This is a genomic window from Allobosea sp. NPDC003192 (assembly GCF_050275675.1).
In the GTDB taxonomy this organism is placed as follows: domain Bacteria; phylum Pseudomonadota; class Alphaproteobacteria; order Rhizobiales; family Beijerinckiaceae; genus Allobosea.
In genome coordinates this window covers 1-22312 of sequence record NZ_JBNNPK010000035.1, presented here as the reverse complement: position 1 = coordinate 22312, position 22312 = coordinate 1, and the positions used below count along the sequence as shown (strand labels likewise).

Here is a 22312-nt window from a genome sequence, read left to right as displayed (position 1 = left end):
AAGAACGGGTCGTATGCCTCCTGAAATGCTTCTTCTCGCCGCGCTTGACGGCCTGGCCTATGGCTCGCTGATCTTCCTGGTCGCGGTCGGGCTGTCGCTGATCTTCGGTGTGCTCGGCATCGTCAACGTCGCCCATGGCTCGTTCTATGCGATCGGCGCCTATGTCGCGGCGGCGGCCGTGCTCGCGCTCGGCGCCGCCGGCCTGCCGACCTGGCTCGCCTTTCCGGCTCTGCTGCTTGCCGCAGCGCTGGTCGGCATCCTGGTCGGCGGCCTTGTCGAGATCGCCCTGCTGCGCCGGGTCTATGGCAAGGAGGAGGTGCTGCAGCTCATCGTCACCTTCGCCGTCTTCATGATCCTCGAGGACGCGCAGAAAGTCGTCTTCGGCGTGCAGCCCTATTTCGCCAATGCGCCGATGAACTGGCTCGGCACGGTCGAGGTCTTCGGCATCTTCTACACGACCTACCAGCTCGTCCTGATGCCGCTGGTCGCGCTGGCGGTGCTCATCGGCCTGCGCTTCTTCCTGCGCCGTACCAGCTTCGGCCGCGCCATCGTCGCGGTGACGCAGGATCGCGAGGCCGCGACCGCCATGGGCATCGATGCGGCGCGGGTCTATCTGATCACCTTCATCATCGGGGCCTCGCTGGCGGCGCTCGGCGGCGCGCTCGCCTCGGCGACGACCTCGCTGACGCCCGGCATCGGCGCCGGCACGCTCGTGCTCTCCTTCGCGGTCGCCGCGACCGCCGGCCTCGGCCGGATCGAGGGCGCGGCGGTGGCGGCGCTGCTGATCGGCCTCGGGCGCTCGGCTGCAGTCTATTTCGCGCCGGAATTCGACGTGCTGATCCCTTACCTGATCATGATGCTCGTGCTGCTGGTCCGTCCTCAGGGCCTGTTCTCGACCGTGCAGACGAGGAAGGTGTGATGGCGCGCCAGCTCGTTTTAGGCCTCGCGCTGGTCGCGGCGCTCGCCGTCTTCCCGCTGTTCTCGCCCTGGTCGACGGTGATCCTGACCGTCGCGCTTTGCGAGGGGCTCGCGGCGCTCGGCATCATGGTGCTGCTGCGCGCCGGCCAGGTCTCCTTCGGCCACGGCCTGTTCTTCTCGTTCAGCGCCTATGCCGTCGCCTTCCTGGCGGCCGCCAAGGTCGGGCATGAGGCGCTGGTCCTGATACCGGTCGGCATGGCGGCGTCGGGCCTGCTGGCGGCGATCGTCGGCCTCTTCGTCGTGCGCTATCGGGCGATCTTCTTCGGCATGCTCAACCTCGCCATCTCCATGGTGTTCTTTTCGCTGTTGGAGAAGCTCTTCCCGATCACCGGCGGCGCCGACGGCAAGCGCGTACCGCGCCCGACCTTCGCCGGTATCGAGTTCGGCCGCGAGCAGTTCGAGCTCGCGACCTTCTATGTCACGCTGGCGCTCTGCATCGTCGCGGCGCTCTTCGTCGCGCGCTATCTGCTCTCGCCCGGCGGCAAGGCGCTGGAGGCGATCAAGTCGAACGAGACGCGGCTCGAATATCTCGGCGTCTCCCCGCGCAAAGTGCTCTACGGCGCCTATCTGCTCTCCGGCCTGCTGGCGGGACTGGGCGGCGCGATCATCGCGCTGGTCTCCGGCCACGTCACGCCGGAGCTGGCCTATTGGGTGCGCTCGGGCGAGTTCGTCTTCATCGCGATCCTCGGCGGCATCGGCGGCGTTGCCGGTCCTTTCCTCGGGGCGCTGATGTTCCAGATCATCCGCGGCTATGCGGCGGTCTATGCGCCCGAAACCTGGCATGCGGTGCTCGGCGTCATGCTGCTCGTCATCATCTTCTTCGCTCCCGCGGGCCTCTACGGCATTGTCGCGGGCAAGGGCGGCAGGCCGCAGCGCGAGGAGGGCGGGCGATGAGCGGCGTCATCCTCGAGGCTGATGACCTCCATCTGCGCTTCGGCGGCGTGCAGGCGGCGAACGGCGCCTCGCTCAAGGTGGCGGCGAACGAGCGCATCGCCATCATCGGCCCGAACGGCGCCGGCAAGACCACCTTCATCAATCTCTGCACCGGCTATCTCAAGCCGCAATCCGGCCGCGTCGTCTTCAACGGGCAGGATGTGACGCGCCTCTCGCCGCAGGCGATCACCCGGCTCGGCATCGGTCGCTCCTTCCAGATCCCGCAGCTCTTCCTCGACAACACCGTGATCGAGAACCTGTTGCTGGCGCTCTCTGCACGCGAAGGCTCCTGGTCGCCCTTCCTCGCCATGCAGCGCCATCCGAAGGCGCAGGAGATGTGGGCGCTGCTCGATCTGGTCGGTCTCAAGGAGACCGGCAACCGCATCGTCCGCGAACTGCCGGAAGGCATGCGCAAGCTGATCGATATCGCCGTCGCGCTCGCGCTCGAACCGAAACTGATCTTCATGGACGAGCCGACCAGCGGCGTGTCCTCGACCGAGAAGTTCCAGGTGATGGATACTCTGACCCGCGTGCTCGACGCCCGCGCCACCACGGCGGTCTTCGTCGAGCACGACATGGACGTGGTCGCCCGCTACGCCAACCGCGTCGCGGTCTGGACCGGTGGGCGCATCGCCCATCAGGGCACGCCGGAGGAGATATTGAGCCACCCAGAGGTGCGCGAGACCGTGATCGGGGTGGGAGTCTGAGATGCTGGAGATCAGGGAGCTCTCGGCGCAGATCGAAGGCGTGCAGGTGCTGCGCCGCGCCACGCTGTCGCTGGAGGAGGGCGCCACCGTCGCCCTGATCGGTCGCAACGGCGCCGGCAAGACCAGCCTGCTGCGCGCGATCATGGGCTTCATGACGGTGACCGGCGGCGCGATCAGCTTCGACGGCAAGCCGCTCGATACGGTGAAGGCGCATGAGCGCCCGCGCCTCGGCATCGGCTATGCGCCGGAGGATCGCCGGCTGTTCTCGACCTTCACCATCGAGGAGAACATCCGCCTGCCGGCCGAGGTGATGAAGCTCGGCGAGGCCGAGATCGGAAGAAGGCTGGAGCGCATCTACGCGGTGTTGCCCGAGCTCGCCGATCTGCGCCAGCGCCCGGCGGCGGGCCTCTCCGGCGGGCAGGGCAAGATGGCGGCGCTTGCCCGGGCGCTGATGGTCGGCAGCCGCGTCATCCTGCTCGACGAGCCTTTCCAGGGCCTCGCCCCTGTGCTGGCCAACCGCTATGCCGCCGCCCTGCGCGCCTTGCGCGACAGCCATCCCGACATCGCCTTGCTGATCACCGAATCCAACCCCAGTCTGCTGCGCAACTTCGCGGCTAAGGCTTATGCGATCGAGCGTGGCGAGGTCAGCGAAACGCAGTTGGCCGAAAGCTCGCTCGCCGCAGCCGGGCTGCATTGAACATGATCGAGACGGCCTCGCCGTAGACGGAGACCATCATGACCCAGCATTTCATCAACGGCCGGCACGTCGCCGGCCGCACCGGCGAGACCATGGCGGTGCTCGCCCCGGCGACTGGCGAGGAATTCACCCGCATCGCCTGCGGCACTGCCGAGGACATTGACGACGCGGTGCGCGCGGCTCGCGCTGCTTATGAAGGCGCCTGGGGCAGGTTGACCGCGGCCGAGCGCGGCCGGCTGATCTCCAAGCTGGCGCTCAAGGTCCAGGATCATTTCGACGAGCTGGCGCGGATCGAGGCGCAGGACACCGGCAAGCCGATGGCGCAGGCGCGCGCCGATATCGAGGCGACGGTGCGCTATTTCGAGTTCTATGGCGGCGCCGCCGACAAGGTGCACGGCCACGTCATTCCGTTCCTCAACGGCTACAATGTCAGCGTCGTGCACGAGCCCTATGGCGTCACCGGCCATATCCTGCCCTGGAACTATCCCGCGCAGATGTTCGGCCGCTCGCTGACCGCCTCGCTCGCCATGGGCAACGCCGTGGTGCTGAAACCGGCCGAGGACGCCTGCCAGACCGCGTTGCGCCTGGCTGAGCTCGCTACGGAAGTGGGCTTCCCCGATGGCGCGATCAACATCGTCACCGGCCGCGGCCATGAGGCGGGCGAAGCGCTCTGCCGCAATCCCGGCGTCGGCTTCATCTCCTTCACCGGTTCGCCTCAGGTCGGCCAGATCATCCAGAAGGCCTGCGCCGACAACTTCATCACCTGCACGCTCGAGCTCGGCGGCAAGTCGCCCCAGATCGTCTTCGACGATGCCGATTTCGACGCTGCCGTGCCGATCGTCTGCAAGGCGATCGTCCAGAACACCGGGCAGACCTGCTCGGCCGGCAGCCGCGTGCTGGTGCAGAAGACTATCTATGACGACTTCGTCGGCGCCGTCGCCAGGCAGTTCTCCAAGCTGCGCGCCGGCACACCGGAGATGGACCTCGATTGCGGCCCGGTGATCAACGCCAAGCAGCGCGGCCGGGTGCAGAGCTTTGTCGACCAGGCGCGCGAGCAGGGCATTCCGGTCCTCGCCGAGGGCGCGATCGCGCAGGGCGTGCCCAATGGCGGCTTCTATGTGACGCCGACCCTGTTCGGCCAGGTGCCGCGCGGCAACCGGCTGGAGCAGGAGGAGGTCTTCGGGCCCGTCCTCGCCGCCTTCTCCTTCGACGACGAGGAGGACGCTGTGAAGCTCGCCAACTCCACGCCCTACGGCCTCGTTGCCGGCGTCTGGACCAATCATGGCGGGCGTCAGCAGCGCGTCGCCAGGCGCGTCCGGGCCGGGCAGGTCTTCATCAACGGCTATGGTGCCGGCGGCGGCATCGAACTGCCCTTCGGCGGCACCGGCAAGAGCGGCCATGGCCGCGAGAAGGGCTTCATGGCGCTGGAGGAGTTCGCCGTCGCCAAGACGATCGTGCACAAGCACGGGTGACGTGGAGCGAGTCAATCGCGGCCAGGTTGTTCATCCGTAAGGAGTAGCTTGGGATCGCATGGGAACAGGTCTTGCGCCCAACTGCGGGCGCAAGCATTCATTTGCCATGGACATCCGGCCGGCCGGCGATACCGTCGATATCCTGGAGAAGTTGCTTGCGCCGCTGCACGGCCGGCGCATCCTCGACATCGGCTGCGGCCGGGGCAGCCTGCTTCGCGCGCTGGCTGAACGTGGCGCCAGCGTCGCCGGGCTCGATCCGGACGAGGTGATGCTCGAGGTCGCGCAGACGCTCGTACCCAAGGCCGCGCTGAAGCAGGGCTGCGCGCAACTGCTCCCTTTCGGCGATGCCAGCATGCACGCCGCGATCTTCCTCAACAGCCTGCATCATGTCCCGGTGCCCGACATGCTGCAGGCGCTGGAAGAAGCCGCCCGCGTCGTCGGCAAAGGCGGCAGCGTCATCGTCGTCGAATCGCTCTCGGAAGGATCGTTCTTCGATACGCTGCGACTGATCGAGGACGAGACCGAGGTCCGGCAGGCAGCGCAGGATGCGATCGTCAGGGCGAGGCGCCGCGGCATCGTCGGCGAGGCCAGGCGGATCGAGTACGACCGGATCGAGTCCTTTCCCGATGCCGCCGCTTTCATGGCGCGCGCCGTCGCGATCGATCCGTCGCGCGAGCAGCGGGCGCTGGCGGCGCAAGGCAAGCTGATCGCCCGCTTCGAGGCGCTTTCAGAGCACGAGAAGGGCGGCTACGTCCTGCACCAGCCGCTGCGGCTGCACCATCTCAAGGTGCCGTTCACGGCGAAGCCGGCAGGAACCTCCGCGATGTTCGGTTGAGGCTCAGCTCGTGCCGGCACCGGCCGGTAGCTGAGGGTCCTTCACCCGCCCCGGCCATTCGCTGGTGATGCCCGGCTGGACCGGCCGTTCCAGATAGGTCGAGAGCACGACATAGCTGCGCGTCGCAGTGACGCCGGGCACGTCGTAGATCTTCGCCAGCAGGCCTTCGAGCGCATGCGTGCTTTCGGTGCGGACCTTGAGCATCATGCAGGTGTCGCCGGCGACCGAATGAATCTCCTCGACCTCGGGATGGGCCTCGATCGCCAGCAGCGTCGTGGTCTTGCCCCAGCCGGTGGTGTCGACATGGACGAAGGCGAGCAGCGTCTTGCCGGTCGCCTCCGGCTCGATCTGCGCGGCCATCCGCTTGATGACGCCCGAGCGTCGTAGCCGCTTCACCCGCTCATGCGCTGCGGGAGGGGAGAGACCGACGCGCTCGCCGAGATCGGCGTAGCTGATCGTCGCATCCTCGACCAGAACGCCTAACAGCTTTCGGTCCATGGCATCGAGTTCGCGCTCAGCTCCGCGACTGCGCCGAACACCATCTGTTTTTTCGAGCATTCGATGATCCTCGATTGATCCAGAATTTCATTCGGTCATTCTGTAGAAATGACGAATGAAAATCAAATATCTGCCAGTGCGCCCCGCATCCCTGCGGCAGCCTATGCGCTCTGCATGTGTATCGGTCTCGTCGGCGCCAACTCGCTGGCGCTGGGGCCCATCGCGCCCAGCGTGGCGGAGAGCTTTGCCAGCACCGTGCCGGCGGTGATGGCGGCCTCGGCCGCCTTCGGCATCGGCACGGCGGCGAGCGCCTTGCTGCTGGCCGGCCTGATCGATCGCTTCGGGGCGGGGCGGGTGTTGCGCTATGCACTGCTCGCTTTCCTGGCGGCACTCGCGGCGAGCGGAGCAGCACCTGCCCTGCCGGCCTTCGTCGGGGCGCAATTGCTGGCCGGGTTCGCCGCCGGCCTCGCGCTACCGTCGATCTATACGCTGGCCGCGCTGGCCGCGCCGGCCGGTCGCGAGAGCGACACGCTCGGCATCGTCCTGTTCGGCTGGACGCTCAGCATGGTCGCCGGCGTCTCGCTCTCGGCGGTGATCGCCGATCTCCTCGGCTGGCGCATGGTTTACGCCATCGTCGCCGTCGCCGGACTTGCCGCCGTGGCCGGGACCACGAAGCTCACTGCCAGTGGTAATGCGACCGGACGCGCCGCGCCGTCGCCGCTCTCCGCTATCCGCGTTCCCGGCATTGCGCCGCTGCTGCTCGCCTGCGCCGCCTTCATGGCCTCGTTCTACGGCGTCTACGCCTATGTCGGCGATCACCTGCATCGCGGGCTCGGCCTGCCGGTCAGCGCAGGCGGCTTGCTTGCGCTCTGCTACGGTCTCGGCTTCGGGGCAACGACCTTCCTCGACCGCTGGATCGACCGCCTCGGCCCGGCGCGCCTGCTGCCGCTGTTCTTCGTGGTCGTCGGCGGTGTCTACCTGGTGATGACGGTCGCCTCGGCTTCTTATGTCGTCTTGCTCGCCGTCGTCTTCTGCTGGGGCATGGCCAATCACGCGGCGTTGAACGTGCTGATCCTGCGGCTGGCAGCGCTCGATCCCGGCCGGCGCGGCGCGATCATGGGCCTCAACAGCGGCGTTACCTATCTTGCGCTCTTCGCCGGAACGACGGGCTTCGGGCCGCTCTATGCTAGTGCCGGCTTCCCGGCCCTCGCCGGATTGGCGGTCGCGCTGATGCTGGTGGCGGCGCTCGCCGCCGTGCTGGCGCCACGTGTGGCAACGGCGAGCAAGCAGCCCGCCGCGTGAACTCTACATCTGGATGACGTGTCGGATCGTCCGGCCTTCGTTCAGCGCGTCGAAGCCTTCGTTGATCCCCTCGAGCGGGCTCGAACTGGTCCAGAGCTTGTCGACCGGCATGCGGCCGCGCTGGTAGAGGTCGATGAAGCGGGGAATGTCGCGCACCGGGATGCAGGAGCCGACATAGGAGCCCTTCAGCGTCCGCTCCTCGCCGACGAGCCGGACCGGCGCCAGCGCCATCGTATGCGCGGGGTTGGCGAGGCCGGCGGTCGTCGTCGTGCCGCCGCGCCTGGTGATCTGGTAGGCGAGCTCCAGCGCCTTCACCGAGCCGGCCATCTCCAGCCCGTGATCGACGCCGCCCTTGGTCGCGGCCCGGATTGCCTCGACTACATCGGGCGCGCCGGCATTGAAGGTGTCGGTCGCGCCGAGCTCGCGGGCGATCTTCAGCTTTTCGTCGGACAGATCGACGGCGATGACGCGCGAGGCACCGCAGGCGACGGCGCCGAGCAAAGCAGAGAGGCCGACGCCACCGAGCCCGACGACAGCCGCCGTCTCGCCGGCGCGGACCTTGGCCGTGTTCACGGCGGCGCCGACACCGGTCAAAACGGCACAGCCGAACAGCGCCGCGATCTCATGCGGGATATCGGCCTCGATCTTCACAAGGGAATGGCGCGACATCACCGTGTGCTCGGCGAAGGCGGAGACGCCGACATGGTGGTTCACCGGCTTGCCGTTCTGCGAGAGGCGGCGGCCCCCCGCCATCAACTCGCCGACGCCATTGGCGGCATTGCCGGGCTCGCACAGGGCAGGGCGCCCCTCGCTGCACGGCGCGCAATGGCCGCAGGAGGGTACGAAGACCATGACGACGCGGTCGCCCTTCCTGAGATCGGTGACGCCGGGGCCGACCTCCTCGATCTCGCCGGCAGCCTCATGGCCGAGCACCATCGGCACCGGGCGTGGCCGATTGCCGTCGATCACCGAGAGGTCGGAATGGCACAGGCCCGCAGCGCGGACCCTGACCAGCACTTCGCCCATCGCCGGCGGAGCGAGCTCGACCTCCTCGATCCGGAGCGGCTTCGACTGCGCATAGGGCGCGGTGACGGGGCTGGCGTGCAGCACGGCGGCGCGGGTCTTCAAGGCGTACCTCGTGAGCTTCGATTCTTCGTTTTCAGCCCTCATCCTGAGGAGCGATCGCAGATCGCGTCTCGAAGGGTGCTCCAGCTCTCTCCAGAACCTCCTGGAGCACCCTTCGAGACGCCGCTTCGCGGCTCCTCAGGATGAGGGCTGAGGATGGTTGCGAGAGTGAGCGGCGGCGCTGCCGCCTGTCAAAGACGAAATCCCGATCAGCCGTATAAGGCGGGCGGATCGGTCTCGTCGCCGAGCGTCGCGGTCCAGCGCTCGTCGGCGACGAGGCCGCGCAGGATCTCCCAGGAGAGCTGGCCGATGGCGCGGGCCGCCGCTGTCATCGGCCGTTCCGTCGAATAGGCGAGATAGACCTTGCGGTAGAGCGAGGGCTCTTCCAGCGACCATGTGTGGAAGATGCCGGCTTTCTCCTGCGCCCTCACGGCCATGCGCGGCAGGATGCCATAGCCGAGGCCGCGCTCGGCAAGGCGCTTGATCTGGGCGTAGGACTCGATCTCCACCGCAGCATGGACGGTGGCGTTGATGCTGGCGGCCGCCTCGTCGATCTGGTCGCGCAAGCCATGGCCCGGCCCGGGCAGGATCAGGTCGAGCCCGGCCGCCTCGCCAAGCGCCACCGCCTTGCCGGCTGTGGTCTTCAGCTGCGTCAGAGCCGGCACGCCGAACAGGCAGAGCTCCTCGGTCAGGATATGGTGGATGCCGAGGCCCTTCGGGTCCGAGGTCGAGTAGATCACCGCGAGGTCGACCTCGCCCTTGCGCAGCCAGTCGAGCACGAAGCCGCTCATCGCTTCGGCTATCCGGATACGGACATCCGGATAGCGCTCCTGCGTCGCCTCGATCAATGGCACGCTGAACTGCTCGCTGACCGTGCCGGGCAGGCCGATGCGGACCTCCCCGGCCGGCGCCGCCTGCTCGCCGCGGACACTGTCGCGCAGTTCGGCGAATTCGGCGAGAATGATTCGGGCCTTGGCGAGCAGGCGCTCACCGGCTTCGGTCGGCTGCACGCCGCGCGTGCCCCGGTGCAGCAGGGCGACGCCGAGCTCATCCTCCATATGGCGCAGATGCTGGCTCAGGGCCGGCTGCGCCACCCGGAGCTTGAGTGCCGCCTTGGAGAACGAGCCCTGTTCGACGATGGCCGTGAAATAGCGCAACTGGCGCAGATCCATCGCCGCCCGATCCCCCAATGACCCTGTTTCGCCGCCGCCATCAGGGCGCCAGCTTTCGCTTATGCAGACTAGAGCGAAGCCTTATTGGCCGTCCACTCCGCAGGCGTGCATCTTTCCGTCCCGGCAAGGCCTGACGGAACGCCAGGTCTCCCGCGCGAAGAAGACGGCGCCCGACGCCGCTCCCTTTTGTCCCGGAGGAACGCCATGTCGAAGCTGCTCACCCCGTCCCTCGATCGTCGCGCTTTCCTGTCGGCCGCGGCTGGGCTCGCCGCCGGCGCAGCCTTGCCCGGCGGCGCCTTCGCCAAGGCGCCGCTCGCGAACAGCCAGGTGCCTTACTACTACCGCTTCGCGCTCGGGCAGGCCGAGGTCACGGTCGTCTCCGACGGGCCGCTGCCGCTCGGCGATCCCGGCTCCAGCTTCCTTGGCCTGCCGAAGGAGCAGGTCTACGGCCTGCTCGAGACGAACTTCCTGGCCAAGGACAATGTCGTGCTCGAACAGAACATCCCGATCGTCAATTTCGGCGACCGGCTGGTGATGTTCGACACCGGCATGGGCTTCTCCAAGGCCTTCGGCCCGACCACCGGGCGCTTGCTGAAGAGCATGCAGGAGGCCGGCATCGATCCGGCATCGATCGACGCGATCGTCTGCAGCCACGCCCATATCGACCATACCGGGGGCATCTGCTCGGCCGATGGCAAGCCCAATTTCCCCAATGCGCAGGTCTATATCAGCCAGGTCGATCATGATTACTGGCTCGACGACGCCCGGCTCGGGACGCCGTTCAAAGCCTTCGGCGACCACGCTCGCGCGAACCTGCGGCCGGTGCGCGACCGCATCGTCTTCTTCAAGGACGGCCAGGAGTTCCTGCCGGGCATCACTGCGATCTCGGCGCCGGGTCACAGCCCCGGCCACACCATCTTCAACGTCTCCTCGGGTGGGAAGTCGTTCACCTTCCTCGGCGACCTGACCCATCACCCGGTGCTGCTGACCGAGAATCCGCGTGTCGAGTTCGCCTATGACTGGGATCCGAAGATGTCGGTGCAGTCGCGGGTGAAGCTGCTCACCATGCTGGCCGAACAGAAGACGCCGGTGATGTCCTATCACTTCGCCTGGCCGGGCTTCGGCAACCTTGCCAAGGCGGGGGATGGCTTCCGCTACTATCCCGCTGCGATGCAGATGCTGCGCGGCTGAGCTGACCCTCCCCCAGGCTCAGTCTGTGCGGCGGCCATGGGTGCCTGGGCGCGGCCCCGGGCACCCATGGCCACAATTCCTTCGACGCCGCGGTGTCGACGCCGGCGTCATGTCAGCTCGGGAAAGGTCAATCCTCGTGCAGCGGGCGCGGCACCGTCACGGGCCGCGCCTCGCGCGCCTGCGCCGCCAGCCGGACCGGCGCATTGACCGCGCCGAAGCCGGCATAGCCGCCGCGCCGCTCGACGATCTCGAAGAAGAAGCGCTGGGCGAAGACGTGGGTGTAGACCTGGAGGAACTCGGCCTCGCCGTCGCGATCGTAGAGGATGTGGTGTTCGCGCAGCCGGTCGAGGAAGGCCGGTTCCAGCCCGTAACGGGCTTCGAGGTCGTCGTAATAGTTCTCGGGAATGTCGAGGAAGTCGAGCCCGGCGGCGCGCATCGCCGCCACCGCCGCGAAGATGTCGGGCGAGGTGAAGGCGATGTGCTGCACGCCTGAGCCGAAATGCTCGGAGACGAAGCGCGAGGACAGCGTCCGCGTCGCCTGCGAGCCGTTGAGGATGAGGCGAACCGAACCGTCCGTATTGACCAGCGGCCGGCTCTGCACCAGCCCGGCCGGGTCGGCGATGGCGAGCTGCGGCACCCGGTCGAGCGCGAAGAGCGAGGTGTAGAACAGCAGCCAGGACAGCATCTCGTCATAGTCCATCGACTGCGAGATGTGGTCGACTTCGGTGAGCAGGGCAGGGGCGCTGGCATCTGCGTCGGTGGCGATGAAGTCGTCATGCCAGCTCTGGGCGCCGTCCGGGCGCGGCTCGGTGAAATAGATCAGGCTGCCGCCGACGCCGCGGATCGCCGGGATTTCCATCTCGCCGGTGCCGACCGACTGCTCGAAGGTCGTGTCCTTCAGCGCACGGGCGCGGACCATCGTCGCCGCGACATCGCCGACGCGCAGCGCCAGTGCGCAGACGCCGGGCCCGTGCATGATCGCATGCGACTGGGCGAAGCCGTCCTTCTCGGTGTTGATGATCAGGTTGATGCCGCCCTGGCTCCAGCGCGTCACGGCCTTGCTGCGATGCTCGCCGCTCCTGTGGAAGCCGAGCGCCGAGAACAGCGTGGCCAGCGCCTGCGCCGGCTCTTCGTCGAGGGCGAATTCGATGAACTCGACGCCGAGCAGCGGCGCCCGGTCCGGCATCTCCGCCTTGGCAGGATTGCTGAGCCGGGTCGTCTGGTCGGCGAGCTGGATCAGCGAGCGCAGGCCGTCGACCGCGACGCGCTTGGCCGAGCCGGCGCGGAACTGGTCGTTGAAGATCTCGAGCGAGAGCGGGCCGGAATAGCCGGTCGCCTCGACCGCTCGGAGGAAATCGGCGACGGGCAGGTCGCCCTGGCCGGGGAAATTGCGGAAATGCCGGCTCCAGCTCAGCACGTCCATGTCGAGCTGCGGCGCGTCGGCGAGCTGGACCAGCTCGATCCGGTCGCCGGGGATCGAGGCGATCGGCCCCACCGGTGAGCGCCGTGCGAGGGTGTGGAAGGAATCGAGGATCAGGCCGATGCGCTCATGGTTGGCCCGGCGCACGATCTCCCAGGCGTCGCGATAGTCGTTGACGTGGCGGCCCCAGGCCAGCGCCTCGAAGCCGACCCGCACGCCGTGTTTGGCAGCGAGATCGCCGAGCTCGTTGAGATCATGCGCGGCGCGGTCGATACCCCCCAGCGATTGCGGCGAGACGTTCGAGCAGATCAGCATCAGCTCAGCGCCAAGCTCGTTCATCAGTTCGAACTTGCGCCGCGCCCGCTCGAAAGTGCGCCCGCGCAACGGCTCCGGCATGCCCTCGAAATCGCGGAAGGGCTGGAAGGCGACGATGGCGAGGTTGAGGTCGGCGATCATCCTGCCGACATCGCGCGGATTGCCGTCGAAGGTCAGGAAGTCGTTCTCGAAGACCTCGACCCCGTCGAAGCCCGCGGCGGCGATGGCGCGGAGCTTGTCGGCGAGGTCGCCGGAGAGCGAGACGGTGGCGATCGAGGTCGGGTTCATGGGGTCACGCCGCTTCCGTCATGGCGCCGCCGAGGAAGAGCTGGGCGACACGGGGATCGGCGAGAATGGTGGCTGCCGGGCCCTGCATGCGGGTCTGGCCGAGCTCCAGCACCAGGCCTTCGTCGGAGATTTCCAAGGCCGAGCGGGCGTTCTGCTCGATCATCAGGATGGTGACGCCCTTGGCGCGCAGCTCCTTCAGGATGTCGAAGGTCTCCTGCACCATCATCGGCGAGAGGCCGATCGAGGGTTCGTCGATCAGCACGAGCTTGGGATCGAGCAGCAGGCCGCGTACGATCTCGAGCTGCTTCTGCTGGCCGCCCGACAGCGTCGAGGCCTGGACGTCGGCCTTGGCCCGCAGCGAGGGGAAGCGGTCGAGGGCCGCCTCGATCCGCTTGGGCATGTCGGTGATGTGGCTGCCGGCCGCGACCGCGCCGAGCTCGATATTGTGGCGCACCGAGAGCTCGGGGAAGATGTTGCGGCCCTGCGGCACATAGCAGATGCCGGCTTCGAGCAGCTTGCGCTGGTTCCAGTTGGTGATCTCCTGGCCTTCCAGCCGGATATGGCCCTCGCGCACCTTGAGCAGGCCGAAGATCGCCTTGAACACGGTCGACTTTCCGGCGCCGTTCGGGCCGATCACGGTGGTGATCGCTGCCCGCGGCACCTTGAAGGTCGTGCCATTGAGGATGGTCATGGCGCCGTAGCCGCCGACCACGCCGTCGAGTTCGAGGATGGGGGTCATTCTCGTCTCCGTTCCCATTCGCGTGATTCTCGGGCGGAGCGTAGCGCAGACCCGAGAATCTCTGTCAGGAGATGCTCGGGTCAAGCCCGAGCATGACGCCTAGTGCCCAAGGTAAGCTTCGATGACCGCCGGATTGGCGCGGACCTCGGCCGGGGTGCCCTCGGCCAGGACCTTGCCCTCGGCCAGCACGATGACACGCGAGCACAGCGACATCACGAAATCCATGTTGTGCTCGATCACCACGAAGGTCGCGCCCTGCTCGGCATTGATGGCGCGCAGCCGCTCCTTGAGGTCGCCCAGCATGGTCAGGTTGACGCCGCCGGCCGGCTCGTCGAGCAGGACGAGGCGCGGGCCGGCCATGAAGGCCATGGCGGCGTCGAGCAGCTTCTGCTGGCCATAGGAGAGCCCGCCGGCCTTGGCGTCGGCGAGATGCCCGAGCTTGAAGAAGCCGATCATCTGTTCGGCCTTGGCCGAAAGGCCGGCATCGCGCGGCCCGAAGAAGCGCGAGAGCATCGTGCCTTCGTGCTCCTGGCCGGCAAGGATCAGGTTTTCGCGCACCGAGAGCTCGGGGAAGACCTGGAGCAGCTGGAAGGTACGGCTGACGCCGAGCTTGTTGAGCTCCGAGGGGCGCATATTGGTGACGTCGCGTCCATCGAGCTTCACCGCGCCCTCGGACGGCTCGAGCTGGCCGAGGATGCAGTTGAACAGGGTCGACTTGCCGCAACCGTTCGGGCCGATGATGCCGAGGATCTCGCCTTCGTTGACCTTGAAGGAGACGCCGTTCACCGCCTTGATGCCGCCGAAGGCCTTGTGCAGGTTCGAGACTTCGAGGACCTGGTTCATCGTGCGCCCTCCTTCTTGCCGGTGAGCTTCGCCCAGCCGCGCTCAAGCAGCCCGCTCATGCCCTGCGGGCAGGCGATCAGCAGCAGCATGACGATCGCCGCGAAGATGATCAGGTAGAGCGAGCCGGCAAAGCGCAGCCATTCCGGCAGCACGACGCCGAGCAGCGCCCCGATGAACGGACCGAGCAGGTAGCCGGCGCCGCCCGCGACCACCATCAGCAGCAGGAAGAAGCTCTGCGACAGCGAGAAGGGCGAGGGATCGATGAACTCGACCAGCGGCGCATAGAGCGCGCCGGCGAAGCCCGCATAGGCCGAGCCGATCGCAAAGGCGAGCAGCGTGTACATGCGGGTGTCGATGCCGAGGCTCGCGGCACGGATCGGGTTCTCGCGCAGCGCCGTGAAGGCCCGGCCCCAGGGCGAGCGGATCATCCACCAGAGCACGACCGCGAGCAGGAAGGTGACGACGACGACGAAGCGATGGAAGGCGAGCGCCCCGTCGAGCTTGAGGCCGAAGAAGCTCGGCCGCGGGATGTTGGAGAGGCCGAAGACGCCGCCGGTCAGCCATTGCTCATTGCGCAGGACGAGCCAGATCAGCGTCGAGAAGGCGAGCGTCACGAAGGCGAGGTAATGCGCCTTGACCCGCAGCGCCGGGAAGCCGAGCACGAGCCCGACTGCGAAGGTCAGCAGGCCCGAGATGGCGAAGGAAGCGTACCAGTTCAGCCCGACCTTGCTGGTCAGCAGCGCCGTCGCATAGGCGCCGATGCCCATGAAGGCCGCCTGTGCCAGCGACTTCAGGCCAGCATAGCCGAGCGTCAGGTTGAGGCCCATCACGGCGACGCTCATCACCAGCCAGAGCGAGAGCACATAGGTGCCGTAGCGGCCCATGCCTGATGGCGCGAACCAGAGGATGATCGCGGCGGTGACCAGCGTCAGCAGCGTGCCGTCGACGAAGCCGGGCAAAGGCAGGCGGCGCGCCGGTGAGGCGGCGCTGTGGGTTGCGGGCGCGGTCATACCCGGCGCTCCTCTTTGCGGCCCATCAGGCCTTCCGGCTTGACGAGAATGACGATGACCAGGAGCACGAGCGGCACGGCGAGCCGGTAGGAGGTCGAGATGTAGGCCGCGGCCATGCTGTCGACGATGCCGACGATCAGCCCGCCGACGAGGGCGCCGCGGACCTGGTTGAAGCCGCCGACGATCGCCGCGATGAAGGCGAACAGGCCGATCACCTCGCCATTCGAGAACTTCGCCAGATAGATCGGCGAGATCAGCACCGAGGCGACGACGGCGAGCGCCGCATTGATCACGAAGGTGAGCAGCACCATGCGCTCGACGGGGATGCCGAGGATGCGCGCCACCGTCGGGTTCTGCGCCGTCGCCTGCATCTGGCGGCCGAGCCGCGTGCCGCCGACGAACCATTGCAGCAGGCCGATCACGCCGAAGGCGACCGCGATGATCGCGACATGCTGCAGCGAGATCGCCGCGCCGAAGACCGAGATCGTCTCGGTCGGCACGAAGGAGGGGAATTTCTGCGCCTCGGCCGAGAAGCCGTCCTTGGCGCCTTCCTTCATGATGATCGACAGCGCCATGGTGGCGATGGCGAGCGGCAGGACGCCGTGCCGGATCATCGGGTCGACAATCGTCAGCTTGAAGCCGACGCCGAAGATCAGGATGAAGGCGGCGATGCCGATCAGGGCGCCCAGCCAGATCGGCGCGCCGAACAGCTTGATCGCGAGCAGCACCAGCACTGCCGGCAGCATCACGAACTCGCCCTGGGCGAAGTTGATCGTCTGCGAGGTCTGCCAGACCAGGGTGAAGCCGATCGCGGCGAGCGCATAGATTGCGCCCGTGGCGATGCCGGCGATGAGATAGGCGAGGAATTCGGCCATGGCTTTGCTCGCTCGGTGCGTTGAGCGTCATGGTCGGGCTTGGCCCGACCATCTCGGGATGATGAGATTCTCGGGTCGGCGCGCTGCGCCGCCCGGGAATGACGCGCCTGTTACGGGTTGATCTTCGGCAACGTCGCCGTGATCACCTGCTTGCCGTCCTTGACCTCGGCGAGGAAGCTCTCGCGGTCGAGGTCGCCGTTCTTCTCGATCGTCGTCTCGATCAGGATGCCCGGCTCGTCCGAGGTCTTGATGGTGGCGCCGCGCAGCGTGTCGGCGACGCCCTTCTTGTCGAACTTCTTCTGCTTCTCAGTCGCCCATTTCACCATGTAGACGGCCATGTAGCCCTTCATGCCGTTATGGTCGGAGGCGTAGTTGTACTTGGCCTGGAACTTCTTGCCGAACTCCTGGAAGGCCGGGATCGGCGCGTCGATCGAGAGGCCGACATGGCCCTTGACGCCGTTGGCGGCGTCGCCCGCGAGCTCGATCACCTTGGCGCCGAGCAGGGTGGTCTCGCCCACCATCGGCTTGGTGATGCCCTGCTGCTTGGCGGCGCGCAGGAAGCGGGCGCTCTCCTCCTCGTTCAGATAGACGAAGATCGCGTCGGCATTGGAGTTCTTGACCTTGATCGCGTCGGCGGCGAAGTCGGCCTGGCCCTGCTCGGTGGCGACGTCGACTGCGAGCTTGATGCCTGCCTTCTCCAGTTCGGGGATGATCGCGTCGCGGCCACCCTTGCCGAAGTCGTTATTGACCCAGACGACGGCGACCGAGCCGGCCTTGACCGTGTCCTTCAGGTATTTGGCGATCTTCGGCATCGCCGCAGTCTGGCTGAGCGAGGTCCGGAACAGGTATTGGTTGCCCTGCTTGGTCAGGCCGGCCGCCTCGCCGCCGACGAGCTGGGCGATCTCGGCGCGCTGGGCGATCTGCATGGAGGCGCCGATCGGGCCGGAGAAGACCGGGCCGAGCACGGCATAGGTGCCCTCGTCGATGGCGCGCTGCACGGCGGCGCGGGTGTTACCCGGATTGGTCTGGGTATCGTAGTGGACGATCTCGATCTGCTTGCCGAGGATTCCGCCCTTGGCGTTGATGTCGGCGACGGCGAGATCGATGCCGTTCTTCCAGTTGGTGCCGGCGGTGGCGCCGGCGCCCGACAATTCGACGACGTCGACCAGTTTGACCTTGTCCTGCGCCAGAGCCGGCAGGCTCGCGGCCATGCCGAGCGCGGCGCCGATGATCCAGTGCTTTTTCATGTTCGTTTCCTCCACATAGCCTTACGTTTTCTTGGCCTTACGTTTCTTGGTCCCCGCCCGGTGCTGTTCCGGGTCGTCTTGTTCAGGCCGCCCGTTCAGCGCCCTCGCGGGCTGCGAGCACGGCGTCGAAGGCGGCTCCGATGATTGCTTCCGATGCCTCCAGCCCGGTGAAGAGACGGAAGGCGTCGACGCCCTGGTGGATCGCGAGCTCCCGCCCGGTCATCACCGTCGCGCCGGTCTTTTGCGCCGCTTTCAGCAGCGGTGTCCAGAGCGGGTGGTAGACCGCGTCCGCCACCCATTGCGAGGGGCGGATGGCGCCCGCCTCGATCGGGATGCCGCGGTCCGGCAGCATGCCGATCGGCGTGCCGTTGACGATGCCGGCGGTGCCCTCGGCCGCGTCCTCGGCGCTGGCCGCGATCGTAACGCTCGCCCGCTCGCCGAGGAGCCCGGCCAAGGCCTCGGCCCTGCCACGTTCGACATCGTAGAGCCTCAGATGGTGCACGCCGCAGCTCGCCAGCGCAAAGGCGATCGCCTTGCCGACGCCACCCGCGCCGATGATCGCGACCGGCTGGTCGCCATCCTGCCGACCCAAACGGCGATAGGCCGTGGCGAAGCCTGATGCGTCGGTGTTGTGGCCGATCAGCCTGCCATCGTCGACGACGATGGTGTTGACCGCGCCCATCGCGGCCGCCTGCTCGGAGAGCCCGTCGAGCAGCGGCACGACCGCTTCCTTGTAGGGGAAGGTGACGTTGATTCCGGAGAAGCCGAGCCGTCTGATGCCGTCGAGCATGGCGGCGAGATCGTCTCTGCCAGCGCCCGCGACCTCGATCAGATGGTAGTGCGCCTCGATGCCGGCTGCCCGCGCGGCCGCCTCCTGCGCCGCTGGCGTCGCCGAATGCGCAATCGGCGAGCCGATCAGCCCGAGCAAAACCCGCTTGCTCTTCCTGGCGGTGAGGATGGTCGACATTCCGGTCCCTTTGGCGCCCGTCTCGGCAGGCTTCGTCGCTAGCTTCGAGATAAGCCGATTTGAACCGCTAACGCGATAACCAATTTGTCGCGAATGCCTAACCTGATGTTATCTTTTACGGCGAGCGTGCAAGCCGTGGTCCGACCACCGCGTTCATCTCTTCGCGCAGCAGCTTCACGAAGGTCTCGGCATAGAGCGAGAGCGCCTTGTCGTTCTTCATCGCCACATAGGTCTGGAAGTGGGTCGGCTCCTCGATCGGGATCGTGGCGATGCCCTGCATCGAGCCGTGCGCGACGGTGAACTGATCGATGATGGCGATGCCGAGCCCGGCCCGGACCAGCGAGCAGACCGTGGTGCCGAAACGCGCCCTGATCGCCATCTCGTAGCGCAGGTTCTGGCGTTGGAAGATCTCGCTCATGATCCTGCCGTATGGGTCGTTCGGGTCGATGCCGATCAGCTGGTGTTGGACGATCTCCCGGGCCGAGATGCTGCTGTAGCCGGCGAGCGGATGGCCTTGCGGCACGATGCAGAGCAGCTCGCCCATGGCCAATGGCATGAAATCCAGCCCCGGATGGTCGAGCTTGTAGCTCATCGCCACGATCTCGCCCTTGCCGAGCAGGAGATAGTCGAGCGCCTCCTCGATCTTCAGGATGTTGATGTCGATGCGCAGGTCGGGATGCTTGCGCCTGAGGCGCTCGATCGCGCGCGGCACCATGACGTGGCAGATGCTCGGCACCGAGCCGAGCTTGAACTCGACATCGCCGCCGCGCTCGATCCGGGCCAGCATCGAGTGCAGGTCGTCGACCTTGCGGTAGACGCCGTTGATCTGCTCGAAGATGTCCTTGGCTTCCGGCGTCGGCACATAGCGGCCGTGCCTGCGCTCGAACAGCTTGAGCTTGAGCGTGCGCTCGGTGTGCTTCATCAGCCGGCTGATGCCGGGGGCGGAGACATTGAGGAGCTTCGCCGCACCGGCGATCGTGCCGGTGATCATGATCGCCCGGATCACCTCGATCTGGCGCAGCGTCAGCATGGATAGCGTTTCCTCGCCCCGCTTGTCTGACGATAAGCGGAGGCGAGGTCGCGGGGGCTGTCAAGGCGGCAGGCACTGCCCGTTGGGGCTGATTGACTTTGGCGCGCTTTTGCCTGTCAGTTGACCTTGGGTCTTCGATTGCTCCGGGGGGATGCCATGGCTGACCAAGCTCATCCGGCGGCGCCGCCCCACCTGCCGTCGTTCATCACCGATCCGGGCGGTACGGATGTCCTGATGGTGGTCGCGGCGATCATTCTGCTCGCTGCCGTGCTCGGTGTCGGCCTGCTCTTCCTGCGCCTGCACACCTTGCCTGAGCGCATCGCCCATAAATCCCACAAGCTCCAGTTCGAGATCGTCGCCGTGCTCGGGCTGCTCGCTTTGTTCACGCATGTGCATCTCTTCTGGGTGATCGGCCTGCTGCTCGCCCTGATCGACGTTCCCGACTTCTCGGGCATGTTCAGCCGCATGGCCGGCGCGCTCGAGAAGATCGCCGGCATCGCGCCCGGCCGAGGCGGGGAGGCGGCTTCCGATGTGGAGCACGGCGTCGTCCCGCCGGAGGGCGATCGGGCATCTGTGCCGGTCGTGGCCGCCGCGCCGACCGGCCAGCATTGAGCGGAGGCGGCGATGCTCGAACTTCTCGTCTGCGCGCTCTTCACCATCGTCCCGGATTACCTCTACCGCCGCTATGGCCAGGGCAAGCGGCTGGGGAGGGAGATCACGCTCTATTCTGTCTGGTTCGAATTGCGCTGGGGCATCGTCACCTGCGTGATGCTGACGGTCGGGCTGATCACGGTGATCTTCTACAACCATCCCTCGACGACATCAGCCACGGTGTTTTTCCGCAGCGTTCCGATCGTGCCGGAGATCAATGGCCGGGTCGCGCAGGTCCATGTCGGTGTCAGCGGCAAGATCGCGCAGGGCGCGCCGATCTTCACGCTCGACAGTACCAGCCAGCAGGCGGCGGTCGAGACGGCACGGCGCAAGCTCGCCGAGGTCGACGCGACGCTGGTGGTGGCAAAGGCCGACATCCTTACCTTTGACGGCAAGATCCAGGAGGCGAGGAGCGCGCTGCAGCAGGCGCTCGACGAACTGCAGACCAAGCGCGAGCTGAAGCGGCGCAATGACGACATCGTTGCGACCCGCGAGATCGAGCGGCTGGAGAACATCACGGCAGGGCGCGAGGCTGCGGTGGCCGCCACGACGGCGTCGCAGGCGGCGGCCCAGACCAAGATCTCGACCTTGCTCCCGGCCGAGCGGGCCAGCGCCGAGGCTGCCTTGGCTCAGGCCGAGGTCGAGTTGAGCAAGACCGTGGTGCGGGCCGGCTTCAACGGCCATGTCGAGCAGTTCACGCTGCGGCCGGGCGATATCGTCAATCCGTTCATGCGCCCGGCCGGCGCGATCATCCCGGAGGAGGCCGGCCGTGGCCGGCTGCAGGCCGGTTTCGGGCAGATCGAGGCACAGGTGATGAAGGTCGGCATGGTCGCCGAGGTCACCTGCATTTCGAAGCCCTGGACGGTGATCCCGATGGTCGTGACCGGCGTGCAGGACTTCATCGCGGCCGGCCAGGTCCGCAGCGGCGAGCAGTTGATCGACGCCCAGCAGGTGGTGCGGCCGGGAACGATCCTGACCTATATGGAGCCGCTCTATCCGGGCGGGCTCGACGGCGTGACGCCGGGCTCGAGCTGCATCGCCAACGCCTACAGCAACAACCACGACATCATCGCGGCCAAGGATACCGGCACATTGCGCCGCATCGCCTTGCATGCGGTCGACGCGACCGGCGTGGTCCACGCCGTGCTGTTGCGCATCCAGGCGCTGGTGCTGCCGATCAAGACGCTGGTCTTCAGCGGGCATTGAGCGGGATCGAACCGGCTCCGCCCGTCAGAGCACGTCGCGCACGCGTATCAGCGTCGAATCCATGTGCTTGCCGATCACGGCTGCCAGCGCCTCGCCGTCGCGCCTCAGCAGCGCCTCGATCATCTCCTCGTGCTCGGCAACGGCGCCGGCCCATTTCTCCGGGCCTTCATTGCCGACGAAGCGCAGGCGCTTGATCCTGGCCTGCAAGGTGCCGTGCATCTCGACCAGCACATCGTTGCCGGAGGCGGCGACGATGGCGCTGTGGATCGCCTGGTTGAGCTTGAAATAGTCGAGGCGGTTGCGCGCCCGATAGAGCTCCATCATCTCGTCGTGCAGTGCCTTGATCGCGGCGACCGCCTCGTCGCTCGCCTGTGCGCAGGTCATCCTGCCGCCGAGCTGCTCCAGCGTCTTCAGCACTTCGAGGATCTGCACCAGGTCGTGCGCCGAGAGTTTGCGGACGATTGCGCCCTTGGCTGGCTGGATCTCGACGAGCCCTTCGCTCGCCAGCGTCTTGATCGCTTCGCGCAAGGGCGTGCGGGAGACACCGAGCTGAGCGCCGACGGCGCCTTCGTTGATGCGCTGGCCGGGTGTGAGCCGGCCTTCGATGATCATGTCGCGCAGTCGCTCCAGCACCTCCTCGTGCAGGGTGCGCCGCGTGATGCGCGGATAGAGTTCCTGCGTCTCGTTCGACATGCCGGCCTCGTTCGTCATCGCGGCTCTCCTTTGTCTTCTGTACGGCATGGCGCTTTCGCGCTGTCAACGCGATCCGACCAGCTGCGAAGGCGACCTCCCGACCGGTTGCGGCTTCGCC

22 protein-coding genes are annotated in these 22312 nt (G+C 67.0%); 10 read left to right on the top strand and 12 right to left on the bottom strand.

Features of this window, described 5'->3' with window-relative positions:
• The first annotated feature begins 25 nt into the window (after window positions 1–25).
• The 6 genes from ACQKLX_RS28970 (at window position 26) to ACQKLX_RS28945 (ending at window position 5622) form a co-directional block, all read left to right on the top strand.
• Window positions 26–919, top strand: a complete 894-nt coding sequence (locus ACQKLX_RS28970) for a branched-chain amino acid ABC transporter permease (protein WP_427365021.1) — start codon at window positions 26–28, stop codon at window positions 917–919.
• Entirely contained in the window at window positions 919–1872 is a 954-nt protein-coding gene (locus tag ACQKLX_RS28965; protein ID WP_427365020.1) for a branched-chain amino acid ABC transporter permease, read from the top strand. Before ACQKLX_RS28970 ends, ACQKLX_RS28965 begins: the two co-directional genes overlap by 1 nt.
• Window positions 1869–2618 carry an ABC transporter ATP-binding protein gene (locus tag ACQKLX_RS28960; RefSeq protein ID WP_427365019.1) on the top strand — a complete coding sequence of 250 codons (750 nt, stop codon included), beginning with the start codon at window positions 1869–1871 and terminating at the stop codon, window positions 2616–2618. Before ACQKLX_RS28965 ends, ACQKLX_RS28960 begins: the two co-directional genes overlap by 4 nt.
• Before the next feature lies 1 nt (window position 2619).
• On the top strand, window positions 2620–3315 hold the full coding sequence (locus ACQKLX_RS28955; protein ID WP_427365018.1) for an ABC transporter ATP-binding protein: 696 nt from the start codon (window positions 2620–2622) through the stop codon (window positions 3313–3315).
• 38 nt (window positions 3316–3353) lie between these two features.
• The gene (locus ACQKLX_RS28950) at window positions 3354–4787 is read left to right on the top strand and encodes an aldehyde dehydrogenase family protein (RefSeq protein ID WP_427365017.1); all 1434 of its coding nucleotides are present in this window, start codon (window positions 3354–3356) and stop codon (window positions 4785–4787) included.
• A 106-nt stretch (window positions 4788–4893) separates the two neighbouring features.
• Complete coding sequence (locus ACQKLX_RS28945) at window positions 4894–5622, top strand: class I SAM-dependent methyltransferase (RefSeq protein ID WP_427365016.1); 729 nt, start codon at window positions 4894–4896, stop codon at window positions 5620–5622.
• Window positions 5623–5625: 3 nt separating this feature from the next.
• On the opposite strand, the gene ACQKLX_RS28940 is transcribed toward ACQKLX_RS28945, so the two are convergent.
• The gene (locus ACQKLX_RS28940; RefSeq protein WP_427365015.1) at window positions 5626–6180 is read right to left on the bottom strand and encodes an Lrp/AsnC family transcriptional regulator; all 555 of its coding nucleotides are present in this window, start codon (window positions 6178–6180) and stop codon (window positions 5626–5628) included.
• 48 nt (window positions 6181–6228) lie between these two features.
• Between ACQKLX_RS28940 and ACQKLX_RS28935 the strand changes: the two genes are divergently transcribed.
• A complete protein-coding gene (locus ACQKLX_RS28935; protein ID WP_427365014.1) occupies window positions 6229–7422 on the top strand; it encodes an MFS transporter in 1194 nt (397 codons plus the stop codon).
• A 3-nt stretch (window positions 7423–7425) separates the two neighbouring features.
• On the opposite strand, the gene ACQKLX_RS28930 is transcribed toward ACQKLX_RS28935, so the two are convergent.
• Both ACQKLX_RS28930 and ACQKLX_RS28925 read right to left on the bottom strand, forming a co-directional pair.
• On the bottom strand, window positions 7426–8550 hold the full coding sequence (locus tag ACQKLX_RS28930) for a zinc-dependent alcohol dehydrogenase family protein (RefSeq protein ID WP_427365013.1): 1125 nt from the start codon (window positions 8548–8550) through the stop codon (window positions 7426–7428).
• 206 nt (window positions 8551–8756) lie between these two features.
• Complete coding sequence (locus ACQKLX_RS28925; RefSeq protein WP_427365012.1) at window positions 8757–9719, bottom strand: LysR family transcriptional regulator; 963 nt, start codon at window positions 9717–9719, stop codon at window positions 8757–8759.
• Between the two features lie 204 nt (window positions 9720–9923).
• Between ACQKLX_RS28925 and ACQKLX_RS28920 the strand changes: the two genes are divergently transcribed.
• Window positions 9924–10910, top strand: coding sequence for an MBL fold metallo-hydrolase (locus tag ACQKLX_RS28920; RefSeq protein WP_427365011.1), 987 nt, complete (start codon window positions 9924–9926; stop codon window positions 10908–10910).
• Window positions 10911–11037: 127 nt separating this feature from the next.
• Here ACQKLX_RS28920 and ACQKLX_RS28915 read toward each other — a convergent pair whose 3' ends face one another.
• The 8 genes from ACQKLX_RS28915 to ACQKLX_RS28880 form a co-directional block, all read right to left on the bottom strand.
• Window positions 11038–12933: a bifunctional sugar phosphate isomerase/epimerase/4-hydroxyphenylpyruvate dioxygenase family protein gene (locus ACQKLX_RS28915; RefSeq protein WP_427365010.1), complete on the bottom strand. Its 1896-nt coding sequence runs from the start codon at window positions 12931–12933 to the stop codon at window positions 11038–11040.
• Window positions 12934–12937: 4 nt separating this feature from the next.
• A complete protein-coding gene (locus tag ACQKLX_RS28910) occupies window positions 12938–13672 on the bottom strand; it encodes an ABC transporter ATP-binding protein (protein WP_427365009.1) in 735 nt (244 codons plus the stop codon).
• Window positions 13673–13771: 99 nt separating this feature from the next.
• Window positions 13772–14515 carry an ABC transporter ATP-binding protein gene (locus ACQKLX_RS28905; RefSeq protein ID WP_427365008.1) on the bottom strand — a complete coding sequence of 248 codons (744 nt, stop codon included), beginning with the start codon at window positions 14513–14515 and terminating at the stop codon, window positions 13772–13774.
• The gene (locus ACQKLX_RS28900) at window positions 14512–15525 is read right to left on the bottom strand and encodes a branched-chain amino acid ABC transporter permease (protein WP_427365007.1); all 1014 of its coding nucleotides are present in this window, start codon (window positions 15523–15525) and stop codon (window positions 14512–14514) included. Before ACQKLX_RS28900 ends, ACQKLX_RS28905 begins: the two co-directional genes overlap by 4 nt.
• The gene (locus ACQKLX_RS28895) at window positions 15522–16400 is read right to left on the bottom strand and encodes a branched-chain amino acid ABC transporter permease (protein ID WP_427365006.1); all 879 of its coding nucleotides are present in this window, start codon (window positions 16398–16400) and stop codon (window positions 15522–15524) included. The genes ACQKLX_RS28900 and ACQKLX_RS28895 overlap by 4 nt, the downstream gene beginning before the upstream one ends.
• A 110-nt stretch (window positions 16401–16510) precedes the next feature.
• Window positions 16511–17647, bottom strand: coding sequence for an ABC transporter substrate-binding protein (locus ACQKLX_RS28890; RefSeq protein ID WP_427365005.1), 1137 nt, complete (start codon window positions 17645–17647; stop codon window positions 16511–16513).
• An 82-nt stretch (window positions 17648–17729) separates the two neighbouring features.
• Window positions 17730–18614 (bottom strand): shikimate dehydrogenase, encoded by an 885-nt coding sequence (locus ACQKLX_RS28885; RefSeq protein WP_427365004.1) that lies wholly within the window; start codon window positions 18612–18614, stop codon window positions 17730–17732.
• A gap of 115 nt (window positions 18615–18729) precedes the next feature.
• On the bottom strand, window positions 18730–19644 hold the full coding sequence (locus ACQKLX_RS28880) for a LysR family transcriptional regulator (protein WP_427365003.1): 915 nt from the start codon (window positions 19642–19644) through the stop codon (window positions 18730–18732).
• Between the two features lie 156 nt (window positions 19645–19800).
• On the opposite strand from ACQKLX_RS28880, the gene ACQKLX_RS28875 reads away from it, so the two are divergent.
• The gene (locus ACQKLX_RS28875; RefSeq protein ID WP_427365002.1) at window positions 19801–20256 is read left to right on the top strand and encodes a hypothetical protein; all 456 of its coding nucleotides are present in this window, start codon (window positions 19801–19803) and stop codon (window positions 20254–20256) included.
• A gap of 12 nt (window positions 20257–20268) precedes the next feature.
• Window positions 20269–21501 (top strand): HlyD family secretion protein, encoded by a 1233-nt coding sequence (locus ACQKLX_RS28870; protein WP_427365001.1) that lies wholly within the window; start codon window positions 20269–20271, stop codon window positions 21499–21501.
• A gap of 24 nt (window positions 21502–21525) precedes the next feature.
• Here ACQKLX_RS28870 and ACQKLX_RS28865 read toward each other — a convergent pair whose 3' ends face one another.
• Complete coding sequence (locus ACQKLX_RS28865) at window positions 21526–22212, bottom strand: GntR family transcriptional regulator (RefSeq protein ID WP_427365000.1); 687 nt, start codon at window positions 22210–22212, stop codon at window positions 21526–21528.
• Between the last annotated feature and the right edge of the window lie 100 nt (window positions 22213–22312).

Bases quoted from the DNA above. Each gene is read 5' to 3' on its own strand.
- ACQKLX_RS28970 (WP_427365021.1), top strand. From the start codon at position 26: ATGCTTCTTCTCGCCGCGCTTGACGGCCTGGCCTATGGCTCGCTGATC.
- ACQKLX_RS28965 (WP_427365020.1), top strand. From the start codon at position 919: ATGGCGCGCCAGCTCGTTTTAGGCCTCGCGCTGGTCGCGGCGCTCGCC.
- ACQKLX_RS28960 (WP_427365019.1), top strand. From the start codon at position 1,869: ATGAGCGGCGTCATCCTCGAGGCTGATGACCTCCATCTGCGCTTCGGC.
- ACQKLX_RS28955 (WP_427365018.1), top strand. From the start codon at position 2,620: ATGCTGGAGATCAGGGAGCTCTCGGCGCAGATCGAAGGCGTGCAGGTG.
- ACQKLX_RS28950 (WP_427365017.1), top strand. From the start codon at position 3,354: ATGACCCAGCATTTCATCAACGGCCGGCACGTCGCCGGCCGCACCGGC.
- ACQKLX_RS28945 (WP_427365016.1), top strand. From the start codon at position 4,894: ATGGACATCCGGCCGGCCGGCGATACCGTCGATATCCTGGAGAAGTTG.
- ACQKLX_RS28940 (WP_427365015.1), bottom strand. From the start codon at position 6,180: ATGCTCGAAAAAACAGATGGTGTTCGGCGCAGTCGCGGAGCTGAGCGC.
- ACQKLX_RS28935 (WP_427365014.1), top strand. From the start codon at position 6,229: ATGACGAATGAAAATCAAATATCTGCCAGTGCGCCCCGCATCCCTGCG.
- ACQKLX_RS28925 (WP_427365012.1), bottom strand. From the start codon at position 9,719: ATGGATCTGCGCCAGTTGCGCTATTTCACGGCCATCGTCGAACAGGGC.
- ACQKLX_RS28920 (WP_427365011.1), top strand. From the start codon at position 9,924: ATGTCGAAGCTGCTCACCCCGTCCCTCGATCGTCGCGCTTTCCTGTCG.
- ACQKLX_RS28915 (WP_427365010.1), bottom strand. From the start codon at position 12,933: ATGAACCCGACCTCGATCGCCACCGTCTCGCTCTCCGGCGACCTCGCC.
- ACQKLX_RS28910 (WP_427365009.1), bottom strand. From the start codon at position 13,672: ATGACCCCCATCCTCGAACTCGACGGCGTGGTCGGCGGCTACGGCGCC.
- ACQKLX_RS28905 (WP_427365008.1), bottom strand. From the start codon at position 14,515: ATGAACCAGGTCCTCGAAGTCTCGAACCTGCACAAGGCCTTCGGCGGC.
- ACQKLX_RS28900 (WP_427365007.1), bottom strand. From the start codon at position 15,525: ATGACCGCGCCCGCAACCCACAGCGCCGCCTCACCGGCGCGCCGCCTG.
- ACQKLX_RS28895 (WP_427365006.1), bottom strand. From the start codon at position 16,400: ATGGCCGAATTCCTCGCCTATCTCATCGCCGGCATCGCCACGGGCGCA.
- ACQKLX_RS28890 (WP_427365005.1), bottom strand. From the start codon at position 17,647: ATGAAAAAGCACTGGATCATCGGCGCCGCGCTCGGCATGGCCGCGAGC.
- ACQKLX_RS28885 (WP_427365004.1), bottom strand. From the start codon at position 18,614: ATGTCGACCATCCTCACCGCCAGGAAGAGCAAGCGGGTTTTGCTCGGG.
- ACQKLX_RS28880 (WP_427365003.1), bottom strand. From the start codon at position 19,644: ATGCTGACGCTGCGCCAGATCGAGGTGATCCGGGCGATCATGATCACC.
- ACQKLX_RS28875 (WP_427365002.1), top strand. From the start codon at position 19,801: ATGGCTGACCAAGCTCATCCGGCGGCGCCGCCCCACCTGCCGTCGTTC.
- ACQKLX_RS28870 (WP_427365001.1), top strand. From the start codon at position 20,269: ATGCTCGAACTTCTCGTCTGCGCGCTCTTCACCATCGTCCCGGATTAC.
- ACQKLX_RS28865 (WP_427365000.1), bottom strand. From the start codon at position 22,212: ATGACGAACGAGGCCGGCATGTCGAACGAGACGCAGGAACTCTATCCG.